Raw genomic sequence first — 14198 nt, forward strand, 5'->3', positions numbered from 1 at the left:
CTCCAATAATTTATGCGATTGCACTACGGATATGTTCAAGTATACGTGGAACAGATTCCATACGGTATAAAAAACGTGGAGTTTTTTCTCTCCACGCTTCAAATACAATCAGACACGGTATACTGCTAATTTCGTAAGCTTGTACAAATGTAGGTGCAAAGTTAACATTTAAAGCATATACCGTTTGTTCTGGTAAAAGAGGTAACGTAATTTCCAACATCCGTCGCCCCATTTTACAAGTACCACAAAGCGGTGTATACGCATATATAGCTACTGCTTGTCCTGATGTGGTCGCCATAGCTAGCGCTTGTTGTTCTGTCAGTTCTTCGATCATAGCCATCACCCTTGCCCTTGTGAAGCTTGGTTAGCGATATCACTCAGAAGTTCCGCAGGCATAGCACCATCATGCAAAATCACATGTTCAGGCTTTGCTTGATATAAGAGTTCATACATTCGCTTACGACCTGACATACTTGAAGTATGCAAATAAATTTCATTAGCAAATAGACCTTCATGCACCATCGCTTTGACTACATCTGTTCCATCCATTTGCCCAAAACCAAGCTCATGATCTAGCGAAAGAATATGGACTTCACTCTCTCTGAGCATCATCAGACATTCTTCTCCGTCTCTCGCTAGAGCAAAACCTTTGGGGCAAGGACGATAATCATCCAAATAAAGATTGATCATAAATACTGCCTCCTCGGTTCCTATGGCTTGATTTTATTTTTCAAATTGTGTAGCTGGACAATAATATGCTTTTTTACCTGAGACTTCGGTTTTGACAATTAAGTCTTTGGCAGAACGTACAGAAGGTTCACCTTCACGCTCATATACACGACGAAGTTCATGGAATCCACCTGTTAACGAATCCGTTACTGTTAACGGTTGACCTGCAAGATGTCCACCTGTTTGAATCGCTTCTTCTAGTACAGTCTGCATAGCGACATAAAGACGAGATAATGCTTCATCTTCTAGTTCTTGTACTTTGGCAGAAGGTAATAATCCAGCTGTAAAGGCGATCTCATCCGCGTAGTAGCTTCCAATACCTGCTACTAGATTTTGATTGGTCAATGCCGTTTTAAGAGAACTGCGACGACCTTTATATAATTTGATGAACTGTTCTTCCGTTAATTTGCGATCCGTTGCTTCAGGACCTAAATCTTTTAATTTAGCGCCTGCTTCTTTGGCAGTATACACATAGAACATCCCTTGACGTGCACCGGTAAAGTAAAGAGAATTGTGATCTTCGAATTGAATTTCAACATCAGATACACGATCTGCATTGTCTTTTGTTTTGCCATAAAATAAAGAACCACCTGCTGCAATACTTAAAAGCAGACGTTGTCCATTGTTGGTATGCAAATTTAAATATTTGCCGCGACGTTCGATAAAAGCAATTCGTTCGCCTACAATTTGACGATTTACTTGTTCGGATTCGAGATTAACAGCTTTGGCACGCTTAACCTCAATTTGAGTAATCGGTACATTTAAAATGTAATTGCTTAATTGCACTTTATAGTTTTCTAATTCTGGCAATTCTGGCATAAGAATTCTTCCTCTCTCTATATCAATTAATGGGATAATGACTGGAATCCAAGTGCCGAACTGACTTCGGCAAGATTCTGACATATGATATCTGCTTTGACCCCTGCTTTGGCTTCATGTATAGACATATTCGCTGTTGTTGTAATACCGCTTAAGACCAGTACTGTTACACAACCGGCTGCCGCACCAGCAGCAATATCTGTTAATAGATTATCACCTACTACAATCGCATCGCTTGCAGATAGTCCTAAGCGTTCTAATGCATATTCCATCAAGATAGCTGATGGTTTACCTATCACAACAGGTTCTACACCTGTAGCGGCAGCAATGGATGCGCCAATCGTACCTGCTCCTGGCAACAAACCATCATGTGAAGGAAGCTGAAGATCGGGGTTCGTCAGAATAAACTGAGCTCCACTTGCGATCAGGCGTAATGCCTTGGTCAGCTTTTCATATGTAAATTGACGATCGATCCCTTGAAGGACATAATCCGGTTGTTCCTCTGTTAATTGTAATCCGTGTGCTGTTACGGCTTGCTTCAATCCATCTTCTCCAATGACATATACACTGGAAGTAGGTGACTGCTCTGCAATATAATGAGCCGCTGCCATAGCCGAAGTACATACTTGTTCAGCACTAGCAGGTATGCCTAGATGAGTCAGATGATCTGCGACTCCTTGCGGCGTACGTGAAGAGTTATTGGTAACAAATAAATAAGGAATCTGCTTCGACTGTAAATCTTCTATCCAAGCACTTGCTCCTTCGATCACAGTATCACCATGATACAATGTACCATCCAGATCAATTAGCAATCCTTTACGATTTGTTGTCATATAGACACCCTTTCTATCACTCACAATCTTCATTGTAAAAAAAGTTGCGGCATAAGGCAAACGGTATCCTTATATGGCCGCAACAAAAATACTTCAAACCGACTTAGAAGTGATCGGAAATAGTACATGTTCTTCTGCTAACAAAGTATTTTCAAACACACTTTTGGCTTCTTGAAGCAAAGGCTCAAGCTGCTCACGATCTTTATAACGGGAGCTGAAATGAGTCAAAATCAATTCGTGTGCATTCGCTTCTTTAGCTGCATGTGCTGCTTGTAATGTAGTGCTGTGATAATAATTATGAGCAGTTTCTTCCATATCTTGCAAGAAAGTAGCTTCATGCACCAATACATCTGCATCTTGCGCTAGCAGACTTACATTAGGACAAGGTCTTGTATCTCCTAGAATCGTAATTATTTTTCCTTTTTTCGGTTTACCTACGACTTGATGAGAGTGTAATGTTTGTCCATCTGCTAACTGGATGCTTCCTCCGTTTTTCAACTGCCCGTAGAGAGGTCCTGGCTTAATCCCATGATGTTTTAATATTTCAAAATTCAATTGTCCCGGGCGATCTTTTTCAATAATACGATACCCGTAACTATCAATACGATGCTCTAATAATGCAGACTCTACGCGAAACATTTCGTCTTCAAATACTACGCCGCCTTCGTGTTCCACAATATTCAACTCATATTCAATACGTGATTGACTGAGTTCGAGTGTAGTGCGAATATATCGCTCTAATCCTACAGGACCATACACGGTCAGCGGAGTCACTCCTCCTTGATAAGCACGACTGGATAATAATCCTGGAAGACCGAATAAATGATCCCCATGTAAATGAGTAATAAAAATCTTTTCTAATTTACTTAATTTGAGTAAAGAACGTAATACTTGATGCTGAGTACCTTCTCCACAATCAAATAACCATAAGGCACGGCGTTCTTCATACATTCGCAATCCAATAGAGGTCACATTACGTTGAAGTGTAGGGACCCCTGCATTGGTTCCCAAAAAATACAATTCCATCTCTCTCTACCTTCCTTCTGTGTTCGCCAAGTTCCGTAACAAAAATCCCCCGATGGGTCGGAGGATTCTGCAATAATAACAGATGATACAACTCAATCTATAGTTACGCCTTATCGACATTAAAATAACGAGCTTGTGGATGGCTGAATACCATCGCTGATACTGAAGCTTCTGGCTCCATCATAAATCCTTCGGTTAATTCAACACCGATATCTTCAGGTTTTAATAGAGCAAATAAAGGACCTTGATCTTCCAAATCAGGGCAAGCCGGATAACCAAACGATACCCGAATCCCTTGATAACGTGCGCCTAAGCGTTGCTTCATCGTCATGGTAGCTGGATCAGAGAATCCCCAACTATCACGCATCATATGATGAACGCGTTCTGCAAGTCCTTCTGCGGTCTCTAGAGCTACAGCCTGAAGAACATGGGAACGTAGATAATCGCCTTTGTCTTTCCACTCTGAAGCAAGTGCACTAATCCCCTGACCGGCAGTGACTACCATAAATCCTACATAATCCATCATACCACTTTCTACAGACTTCAAAAAGTCAGCGAGACAGAGATAAGGCTCGACTTGTTGGCGAGGGAAAGTAAATGTATGCAAGATTCGGCTGTGATCTTCTGGATCATAGACGATGACATCATTTCCACTGGATTGAGCAGGAAAAAAGCGATACATACCGTGAGCCTGAATAATATGCTCGGTCAATGCTTTTTGCAATATTTCGTCTACTACCGATTTGAGCTGTACTGCTTTCGGATCTTCCTTCGCTAACAATTGCTCTACAGAACCTTTAAGCCCTAAATGATGTCCTAGAAGCATCTGCATATTTACATACGGCAAAATATGACCAAGCGGATAATTACGCAATACATGACGATCTAGATCAGGCGGAATATAGATCTGTACATTAGGATCAATATCTGATTTTACCGCACGAGTCAGTACAGGTAATGGCGCGACTTCTACCGCTACTGCTGTATCAATCTCATTTTCAGCGGCAACTTCAGCTTCGATCACTGCCCGTTTTTCAGGATTCATCAGACGGTTGGCTATATCAAGACCATCCATTGCATCTTTGGCGTATAACACCAATCCATCATATTCAGGTCGTATACGGTTTTTGGTAAATTTACGAGTTAAAGCAGCTCCACCGACTAGAATCGGAATCGCAATACCTGCACTACGCAGATCTTGAGCTGTAGTGATCATTTGTTGAGCTGATTTGACCAATAGCCCTGATAGCCCGATAGCATCTGCTTTTTCATTACGGTATGCTTCGATAATACGTTCAGGTGGTACTTTAATGCCTAGATTAATAATTTTATAACCATTATTGGATAAAATGATCTCTACTAAATTTTTACCGATATCATGTACATCGCCTTTAACAGTTGCCAGCAAAATCTTACCTTTTACAGACGATTCATTTTTCTCCATAAATTGTTCCAGATAAGCAACAGATGCTTTCATCACTTCAGCACTTTGCAACACTTCAGCTACAATCAGTTCATTGTTATTAAACAATCGTCCGACTTCTTCCATACCAGCCATAAGCGGACCATTAATAACTTCTAGCGAGGAATACTTTTGAAGTGCCTTTTCCAAATCTGGAAGTAAGCCTTCTTTGGTTCCTTCAACTACATAAGAAGCTAATCGTTCTTCAACAGTAAGATTAGAATCGAGAACTTTCTTTTCTACCTTCTTATTCCGAAAAGCAGCAACAAATTCAGCCAGTGTTGCATCATTGGTATTGTAAAGTAATTCTTCTGCAAGATGACGCTCATGATCAGGAATAGAAGCATACCGCTCTAATTTCTCCGTATTCACAATCGCATAGTCTAATCCTGCTTTGGTACATTCATATAAAAATACAGAGTTCAATACTTCCCGTCCTGCTTCAGGTAATCCGAACGAGATATTGCTGATACCTAGAATCGTATGACAGCCTGGAACCTGTTGCTTAATTAAGCGAATCCCATCAATCGTTTCTTTAGCAGAGCCGATATATTGTTCGTCTCCTGTACCCACTGGAAAAACAAGCGGATCAAAAATCAAATCTTCTGTTTTGAGCCCATATTTATCAACAAGCAATTGTTGTGAACGCTTAGCCACTTCTAATTTATCTTGCGCGGTTATTGCCTGTCCTCGTTCGTCAATTGTACCTACCACTACAGCAGCACCGTATTTATGAATCAGTGGTGTGACATCTTCGAACTTTTCTTCACCATCTTCTAAATTGATCGAATTGATAATCGCTTTACCTTGCGAATAACGAAGAGCAATATCAATCACCGCAACATCGGTTGTATCGATCATTAATGGAGCTTTTACTTTTTTGACAACCAAATCTAAAAATTTCTCCATATCATAGGTTTCATCTCGATCGGGATCCTGTACGCAAATATCTATCACTTGTGCACCATTTTTAACTTGAGCACGAGCAATCTCAGAAGCTTCTTCGTATTTGCCTTCTACAATCAGTCGTTTGAACTTACGTGACCCCAGCACATTGGTACGCTCACCAACCATATAAGGACGATTATCTTGTTCAATATAGACAGGTTCGATTCCAGATAAAGCAGGCGGATGTGTGCCGATCATAGGACGAGGTGGATACTGAGATAACAATTCATCCATTACTCGAATATGTTCTGGTGTTGTTCCGCAACAGCCACCTGCGATATTGAGCCAACCTTGTTCAGCAAAAGCTGCCATTTTGCGTCCTAGTGATTCTGGAGATTCATGATAATTCCCATTTTCATCCGGCAAACCCGCATTAGGATAACAACTTACTGCGGCTCCTGCCATTTCAGATAAAGAACGAATATGATCACGCATAAATTCAGGCCCTGTCGCACAATTTAGCCCTACTGAAATCGGATTCAAATGTTCTAAAGAAATATAAAAAGATTCTATATTCTGTCCGGCAAGTGTCGTACCCATGGGTTCAATTGTACCGGATATCATTAGAGGGAGATGAATACCGGTCTGTTCAAACGCATTACGGATACCGATACTCCCTGCTTTCACGTTCAATGTATCTTGCGAGGTTTCTAATAGAAGTACATCTGAACCGCCTTCTATCAAAGCAACAGCCTGTTCCTGATAACTATCCACCAGCTCATCAAAAGTCACTCCGCCAGTAACCGATAATGTTTTGGTAGTGGGCCCCATAGCGCCTACAACATAGCGTGGGCGTTCAGCAGTGCTGTATTTATCAACAGCAGCTTTGGCAAGCTTTACTGCTGCTAGATTCAATTCTCGTGCTTGATCCTGAATATCATATTCAGCTAAAACGACTGATGTTGCACCAAATGTATTCGTTTCGATCAAATCTGCACCTGCAGCTAAATATTGTTCATGGATTTCTTGAATAACATCGGGACGTGTTAAAACCAATATTTCATTACAACCGTCCAGATCATCGCTCCCAAAATCATCAGCTGTTAAATCTCTTTGTTGAATCATAGTACCCATAGCGCCATCCAAAATCAGAATACGCTGTTCAAGTCTTTCTTGTAGGTCAGGCTTCTTCATCTATTCGATCCTCCCCGCAAAACGTTAGGCTTTAGTTTAACAGAAACCTTTTAACTAGAAAAGAATCTTATTTGTCATGTATCGATATATTATGCTTATAATGAGAGGGAACAACTTTATCTACACACAGGATGAAGTTTCTATGAAAGTATCGACAAAAAATGCTTTTTCTTTTATAATACAACATAAAAACATTGAAAGAAGGGTAATCCGATGGCTGAAATCAGAATTAGAAATACCAACGAACGAATTGCTGGAGATGACAAGGTTCTGGAGTTTTTGAACAAACATGAAGTGGTATATGAAAAATGGGATGCTTCCAAATTAGCTCCTGAATTGCAAGATAACTTCACTTTAACCGATGAGCAAAAACAAGCGGTTTTGGATACGTATGCTGAAGAAATCAAAGACCTTTCAGCACGTCGTGGTTACCGTACTTGGGACGTGATTACATTATCTGAGTCTACACCTGATCTTGAAGCGAAGTTAGCTAAATTCGAAGAGATTCATACACATACAGAAGATGAAATTCGTGCGATAGTATCGGGGAACGGTATTTTTATTATCAAAAGCCCTGAGCATGGATATTTCGATGTTGAGTTAGAACCAGGCGATGTTATTTCTGTACCTGAGAATACACCTCACTTCTTTACACTTGTTGACAATCGTAAAATTGTAGCTGTTCGTTTGTTTGTCGAAACAGACGGTTGGATTGCTGTTCCGTTTGAAGATAGCTCTTTCCAAAAAGCATAAGTATACACATACAAAATCCCTTACCGCTTTTATCGGGTAAGGGATTTTTTGTGATGTGTTTGATACTATTAGTACGTAACCGATCAGTCTATTACACCAACTGAGCTGTAATCTGATGGATCTCAGTTAAGCTTTTAATTTCATAATCAGGCTTGATCTCACTATCATTAACTTTACCATTACGATTCACCCAGACAGACTTAATACCTGCTGCAAGTGCGCCTTTGATATCTGTAGTAAGCTTATCCCCGATCATCAGTGCATGCTCAGGTTGTACTTCCAACAAACCAAGCGCATGCTCAAAGATCTCAGCATTCGGTTTCCCTTTGCCAAATGCACCCGATACAACCACCTGATCAAAATAAGGAGCTAATTTGGGCACACCATCTAACTTTTCTTGTTGCAAAGCAGGGCAACCGTTGGTCAGTAACAATAGCTTCACTTTACCTTGTAATTCATCCAAAATCTGAAATGTTTCTTCATAGATATGAGGACGGTTACGTCGTTCTTGAACGAATCGATCAGACAGTTGTAGTGCCAAAGCTTCATCTTCGATCCCCATTGCACTTAGACCGTTACGCCATGATTCTTTGCGATAAGTCGGTGCAATTGCTTGCAATTGACGGAATTCTGGTTGTTCACCTGCGGAAAATTGAGCCCACAAGCCTTCAAACGGATTAATTCCTATCCATTGTGTAAATGGAAAAGTCTCATAGGATTCATAAAGTGCTCTTGCTTCTCTACGTACAGCTTCTTCCAAAGCGATAGGATCTACCCCTGTCGCTTCCTGAGCCACACGACAAGTCTCTGCAAAAGCTTCTTCTATACTGCGTTCATCCCATAATAACGTATCATCTAGATCAAACAACACGGCTTCAATACTCACTGCCTGTACCTCCTCAACGATAATGATTACTTTGACTATACTAGAACTAGAATGCTTGCTCAGATATAGATGCTATATGCCAATCATTCTCCAAAAAGCTTATGCTTTTTCTTGAATCGTAATTTTGTGTTGTGCTGCAAATGTACGCAAATGCTCGCTCATTGCATCTGTATCATAACGGTTTAGAGTACGAGAGAATACCCAGCTTCCACCTTTGGAGCTATGTTCAATAACAACATATCCTTTTTGAAGACGGATACTTTTCACTTGAGATGAAGAAATCAGGCGATCACGATTAAATTTGGTTGTAATCAGTGAATCTCTACCAATTTTCAAGTACGGTTTGCGGAAATAAAGCATAACACCCAGTAAGATATACAATGCGACAGTAATGATAAAGATCGCACTAAATCCATCAGCTGTTGGATACATAATACCCATAACAGCATAAATAATTCCCAATATCACTAGAGCAGCTGGAAAAACAATATTTCTTCCTTTATATGCCGTATATTCGGAAATACTGGTTTTGCCACCGATAGAAGTCTGACCTTGTTTTCTACGTGTAGCATTGACTTGCTTTGAGTTACGTCGAACTTGCCTTTCCCAGGAACGGGACATACTTTGTTTCCCCCTAATAGATAATGTGAGCCTTACAATAAAAGCAGAAGACTTCCTTCTATCTTATCATGCCAGAACAAGCCCCAAATTTCTATAGCAAAATAGGATGCTCTGTTCTAGATCGGCTAGAGCACCCTTAATATCGTTCATTTTTCTTTTGTAGATTGAAGCTATTATATGTTCTTATTTCTGACTATTTTTGGTGTTATCCGATGGTTCAGTATCTTCTACAAATTCAATTGTATCTAATTGTTGACGGAAATTACTGCGAATATTATTCAAATAAACAGCACGTAATTCATCACGCTCTATCGTTTCTTCTGCTGTAAGACCTGAACTTTTCTTTTTACGAGCTAATTCATTGATGCGTGTAATCAGTGTATCAATATCCATAATTAACCTCCATGTGATCGGTGTGCTTTTTGCCCCACTAACTTTGACATGTAAAAAAAAGCTTGTCAAGATCTATAGATCTCAACAAACTTTGACAATATTGATCGTTCGATCACAATATTCATAACCCGATGACGTTATCCCATACACAAACTATCTGCGATACATGTATCCATAAGCCAGGTATATATATCAGTTTAGTATAGTGTATTAATCGTAAGGAATAACCAACACATCTCCTGCTTGGATTTCGCTTGAATCCAATTGATTCTCACTACGAATCTGAGCAATATAATCTCGTGTATCTGTCTGTACAGATTTGTATTCTTTCGCAATACTCCATAGACTGTCCCCTGCATGTACCACTACTTTTTGTGTAGGGCCTTCTACTTTGTCTGCAACTACGAAATTATGAATGACTCCACCGTATAACAATACGCCTGCAAAAACAAAACATACCATCAAACGTCCGCCTGATTTCCATTTTACTTTTTGCGCTGTGCTTTGGATAAGATGAAGTGTTTTTTGACGTAACGTCTTTTTGCCTTTTGGTTGAATTGGCTTGCGGATCTTCTGTACGGTAGGTACGTAAGTCCACTCATCCACAACTACATCTTTGTCCGCTTGTGTAGCATGAATAGCTTCTTGTTGTGCTTGTTTTTCCGAATAACCTGTTGATGTATGATGTATATCTGATCCTGATGTATCAATCTGTTGTTCATCCTCTTCAGACTGATTGTGGATGCTACGATATGTAGTATATTTTAACATTGTCATCACGCTCCAAACATTTGTTCTTGTTTTCTCAAATTCACTATAACACGAACATATGTTTTACTCAATAGTTTTTTACGAACTTTCGTTCGTGTTTTTTATCGCAACTTTTGGACTATAGATAATGCTATTTAGATGATGAATAGACTACGAAAATAAGCAAATAACAAATAAATATACAAATTTTAGAACTTATGTTTGTACGAACGGTAGTTCTATGTTATAATTTTGCCAAACGTTACTAGCATTGGGGTTGATAAGGTATGTCAAAAGTTTCAAGTCGCCAACAGGCCATTTTGGAATTTATCCGAAATGAAGTCAAACTTAAAGGTTACCCGCCATCTGTACGTGAAATTGGTGAAGCTGTAGGTCTTGCTTCTAGTTCTACTGTACATGGTCATCTGGATCGTTTGGAGAAAAAAGGACTGATTCGACGCGACCCGACCAAACCTCGTGCCATCGAGTTGTTGGGTCAAGAAGAGTCTGAAAGTAATATTCTTTTCGCTCAAACGGTATCTCGTGTTCCTATTATTGGAAAAGTAACCGCCGGTGTTCCGATTACAGCTACAGAACATATTGAAGATTACTTCCCTCTACCACAGAATTTTACAGGTGAAGGACAAGTATTTATGCTTTCTGTAGTTGGAGACAGTATGATTGAAGCAGGAATTTATAATGGTGATTACGTGATCGTACGTCAACAACAAACCGCTGATAATGGCGATATTGTTGTTGCTATGACAGAAGACGATGAAGCAACGGTCAAAACTTTTTACAAAGAAAAAGACCATATTCGTTTACAGCCTGAAAATCCTATGTATCAGCCACTACGTCTGACGCATGTTACGATTTTGGGTAAAGTTGTAGGTTTGTTCCGTAATCTGCACTAAATCATATGTATCATAAGAAAAGACCACTATCTTAATCGATAGTGGTCTTTTTTGTAGTTTATTACTATTACATATTTATTGTATATATTTCCATAGAGCCGTTTTAATAACATCTTCAGCTTCGATCTCACTAAAAGGAACATCTACTTCTTTTCCATTCTGCTCCATTTTATACATCCACACAGGATGAGCGATTGGATTTAAATATAATGATTCTACAGCAAGTTGAGGTTTTCCTGGATTGTGTGAGCAACTATATTCTATATAAGCTTCTCCATGATAGTGCTCAGTCAGATTTTTTTTAACGGCATTGATCGTAATAACAACGAGAGCGATTGTAATGACTAATTGAGTTCCATCTTTTTTTTGAACACTACAATCTTCTTTGAAATTTTCTTGGATCTCTTCTAAAATCATAGAAAACTTCATCCATAAATCTTCGCAGTGTTCTAAAAAATGTTCGTGGATTTCTAAAGAATAGGTATGAGCTTTTTCCTTCTCTACTTTCTCTTCTCGCGCACGTATTGCCGCAGACTCAATCCAACCCATAACCTCACCTCTCTCATAAGTTAAATTACCCTTTCATCATAACCTAATCTGAGAGAATGAATACCTTTTATTTCCTCTTACTATTATATTTTTTCAACTAATATCTTGTTCTACCTTATCCAAAAAGCTTAGTATCCATTAATTTAGCTAATAATGCTTTGAAATCTTTACTTTCTGCTTTTTCTGCTAATTGAGATTCTAATATATTGAATTTTTCTGCTACAAAATAAGCATTCAAAAATACGCTCAGATGATCTTTGGCAATCGCTTCTGCATTCTCTTTATCTGATGAATAACTTGAAATCACAGTATATGCAAATTTTTGGGGATCAATTTTCATTTTAGATTTCATTGTGTATTCTCCTTTCTGAATGTTTATTAGGCTTTATTAAGCCATACACGCATTTCGCCTATTTGTCGGTTCGCCCAGCAGTAATAAGGAATTAGACGTAACGCTGTAGACGTATACGTTTGAGGAGCTTTAGAAGCATATAATACATCTTCCCACTCTGGTTCTATATTTCTTTTTCGAGCTTCTACTTTAATCGTGCCTACTCCACCTAATAATTGTTCATCAAATTCATACTCATATGTCTGATCTTGCGTTAACTGAACCAAATGCAAATGCTCTCCATTATCAACCTCTTCTGCACAATATATAAATGGCCCTCGACCTATAGCAACTTTGCCTGTATCCGCCCGTACTAATGGATGAGCGGTATATTCTTTAATCTCCATCGGTAACTTCAATTCTAGCTTGTCATTACTACGCCAGATTCGATCAATGTGTATATATCCGTTGATGGGGTCTGTATCTATAGGATTACCATTTAACAATAAAGAATAATGTTCAGCCCAGTATGGCAATCTAATGGCTAATGTAAACGAAGTGGATTGCTTCATCTGTGTGACTATAGAAACATCACCTTCCCATGGCAAATTAGTAATTTGCTCCAATTGCACAGGATGATCATTGATCTCTAACTCTGTTGTATGGGTCATAAATAAATGAGTGTATATCGTATTTGTGTCTGCTTGAATAGTATAAATATATTTGTGAAGTGATGTTAATAAGCGAGCTAGATTCGGCGGACAACAAGCACAACCGAACCATTCTGGTCTTGTAAATTTCACATGACTTTTCCCCGGATCATGACGGCTACTTTCTGGATGCACTTCTAGCGGATTGACATAAAAGAAATGCTTACCATCCAGCGCCATACCACCAATAGCAGTATTGTATAAGGCACGTTCTAGCACATCTGCATATTCAGATCTCGCTTCATTTTTGAGCATATTAAAGGCAAAAAAGATTAATCCGATCGAAGCACAAGTCTCACAATACATCGTATCATTAGGTAAATCATAATCGAGTGTAAATGCTTCTCCATCTACTGTTGATCCTATTCCTCCTGTAATATACATGCGCTTGTTGATTATATTTTTCCAAAGACGACGACAACCTTCTAACATCGCGGTATCCCCTGCTAATAAGGCAACATCTGCCATAGCAGTACACATATAGACTAATCTTACGGCATGACCTTCTGCGGTCTGCTGTTCTAAAATCGGTTGATGTGCTTGATAGTACTCCAGAGGACGATGATTCATACCTTCAATTACAGCTTTGTGACCATTATCTGCTGCTTGTTGTCTGGCAAAAAATGTTGTATCTGTTCCACGCTCATACAGAAAATAGCGGCTAAGCTCCAGATAACGTTGCTCTCCAGTTAATGAATACAATTTGGTTAATGCTAGCTCTATTTCTTCATGACCATCATAGCCTTGAATCTGATGTTCTTCTTTGCCAAAATGAACATCTATACAGTCTGCTAATCGACAAGCGATCGTTAATGCTTTTTCATTGTGAGTCGATTCATAATAAGCAACAGCTGCTTCAATAAAATGACCTGCACAATACAATTCATGACTTTCTGCTAATTTTTTAAATCTACGCTCTGGTTCTTCGATTGAGAAATACGTATTGAGGTATCCATCTTCCTCTTGTGCTAAAGCAATCAGATCTATCACGCCATCTGCTAATTCTTGTAACTCTGTATCCGCATGAATCGATAAAGAGTAAGCAACCGCTTCAAGCCATTTGTACACATCACTATCTTGGAAAACCCAACCATAATGATTACCTTGCTTCAATCCAGCAGCAATTTTGAAATTCTCTATCGCATGACTTTTTTCAGAAGGAATACTATTATCGTTTCTTTCTTTTTCAATCGTAATATTCGCATTATCGTTCAATACATTCCATTGGTAAGGAATCATTTCTGTACGTACAAGTTCTCGATAATGAGCCCAGAATGGATCAGTAATCGTAAGTGATTTTAATTGTAAAGACATCGTATGTCTCCTCTCATGTTGTACAG

The 14198-nt window shown here is 39.1% G+C and carries 15 protein-coding genes; 2 read left to right on the plus strand and 13 right to left on the minus strand.

Annotated features, from left to right (window positions below; translation table 11 throughout):
* Window positions 1–10: 10 nt before the first annotated feature.
* From PTI45_RS02645 to metH, 6 genes are all read right to left on the minus strand, one after another.
* Entirely contained in the window at window positions 11–340 is a 330-nt protein-coding gene (locus PTI45_RS02645; RefSeq protein ID WP_083243305.1) for a thioredoxin family protein, read from the minus strand.
* Window positions 340–690 (minus strand): cyclic-phosphate processing receiver domain-containing protein, encoded by a 351-nt coding sequence (locus tag PTI45_RS02650; RefSeq protein ID WP_069325987.1) that lies wholly within the window; start codon window positions 688–690, stop codon window positions 340–342. The genes PTI45_RS02645 and PTI45_RS02650 overlap by 1 nt, the downstream gene beginning before the upstream one ends.
* Before the next feature lie 33 nt (window positions 691–723).
* Window positions 724–1548, minus strand: coding sequence for an Fpg/Nei family DNA glycosylase (locus PTI45_RS02655; protein WP_069325988.1), 825 nt, complete (start codon window positions 1546–1548; stop codon window positions 724–726).
* Between the two features lie 26 nt (window positions 1549–1574).
* Window positions 1575–2381, minus strand: a complete 807-nt coding sequence (locus PTI45_RS02660) for a TIGR01457 family HAD-type hydrolase (protein WP_069325989.1) — start codon at window positions 2379–2381, stop codon at window positions 1575–1577.
* A gap of 93 nt (window positions 2382–2474) precedes the next feature.
* Window positions 2475–3407 carry a ribonuclease Z gene (gene rnz / locus PTI45_RS02665; RefSeq protein WP_069325990.1) on the minus strand — a complete coding sequence of 311 codons (933 nt, stop codon included), beginning with the start codon at window positions 3405–3407 and terminating at the stop codon, window positions 2475–2477.
* A 103-nt stretch (window positions 3408–3510) separates the two neighbouring features.
* The gene (gene metH / locus PTI45_RS02670) at window positions 3511–6951 is read right to left on the minus strand and encodes a methionine synthase (RefSeq protein WP_069325991.1); all 3441 of its coding nucleotides are present in this window, start codon (window positions 6949–6951) and stop codon (window positions 3511–3513) included.
* Window positions 6952–7164: 213 nt separating this feature from the next.
* Between metH and PTI45_RS02675 the strand changes: the two genes are divergently transcribed.
* Window positions 7165–7704, plus strand: a complete 540-nt coding sequence (locus PTI45_RS02675; protein ID WP_069325992.1) for a cupin domain-containing protein — start codon at window positions 7165–7167, stop codon at window positions 7702–7704.
* A 91-nt stretch (window positions 7705–7795) separates the two neighbouring features.
* Here the strand turns inward: PTI45_RS02675 and PTI45_RS02680 are convergent, their stop codons facing one another.
* The 4 genes from PTI45_RS02680 to yneA all read right to left on the minus strand — a co-directional run bounded on the left by PTI45_RS02680 (window position 7796) and on the right by yneA (window position 10375).
* Window positions 7796–8590, minus strand: coding sequence for an HAD family hydrolase (locus PTI45_RS02680; protein ID WP_069325993.1), 795 nt, complete (start codon window positions 8588–8590; stop codon window positions 7796–7798).
* 99 nt (window positions 8591–8689) lie between these two features.
* A complete protein-coding gene (locus PTI45_RS02685; protein WP_069325994.1) occupies window positions 8690–9211 on the minus strand; it encodes a hypothetical protein in 522 nt (173 codons plus the stop codon).
* A gap of 183 nt (window positions 9212–9394) precedes the next feature.
* Window positions 9395–9604, minus strand: coding sequence for a DUF896 domain-containing protein (locus tag PTI45_RS02690; protein ID WP_069325995.1), 210 nt, complete (start codon window positions 9602–9604; stop codon window positions 9395–9397).
* Between the two features lie 210 nt (window positions 9605–9814).
* On the minus strand, window positions 9815–10375 hold the full coding sequence (gene yneA / locus PTI45_RS02695; RefSeq protein ID WP_069325996.1) for a cell division suppressor protein YneA: 561 nt from the start codon (window positions 10373–10375) through the stop codon (window positions 9815–9817).
* A 266-nt stretch (window positions 10376–10641) separates the two neighbouring features.
* Here yneA and lexA point away from each other — a divergent pair, with 266 nt between their 5' ends.
* A complete protein-coding gene (lexA, locus tag PTI45_RS02700) occupies window positions 10642–11268 on the plus strand; it encodes a transcriptional repressor LexA (RefSeq protein WP_069325997.1) in 627 nt (208 codons plus the stop codon).
* Between the two features lie 75 nt (window positions 11269–11343).
* Here lexA and PTI45_RS02705 read toward each other — a convergent pair whose 3' ends face one another.
* The 3 genes from PTI45_RS02705 to PTI45_RS02715 form a co-directional block, all read right to left on the minus strand.
* Window positions 11344–11817: a hypothetical protein gene (locus PTI45_RS02705; protein WP_069325998.1), complete on the minus strand. Its 474-nt coding sequence runs from the start codon at window positions 11815–11817 to the stop codon at window positions 11344–11346.
* A 115-nt stretch (window positions 11818–11932) separates the two neighbouring features.
* Window positions 11933–12169, minus strand: a complete 237-nt coding sequence (locus tag PTI45_RS02710) for a hypothetical protein (protein ID WP_069325999.1) — start codon at window positions 12167–12169, stop codon at window positions 11933–11935.
* Window positions 12170–12195: 26 nt separating this feature from the next.
* Window positions 12196–14172 (minus strand): glycoside hydrolase family 127 protein, encoded by a 1977-nt coding sequence (locus PTI45_RS02715; protein WP_069326000.1) that lies wholly within the window; start codon window positions 14170–14172, stop codon window positions 12196–12198.
* Window positions 14173–14198: the final 26 nt, after the last annotated feature.

This window comes from Paenibacillus nuruki (assembly GCF_001721045.1).
Taxonomy (GTDB): domain Bacteria; phylum Bacillota; class Bacilli; order Paenibacillales; family Paenibacillaceae; genus Saccharibacillus; species Saccharibacillus nuruki.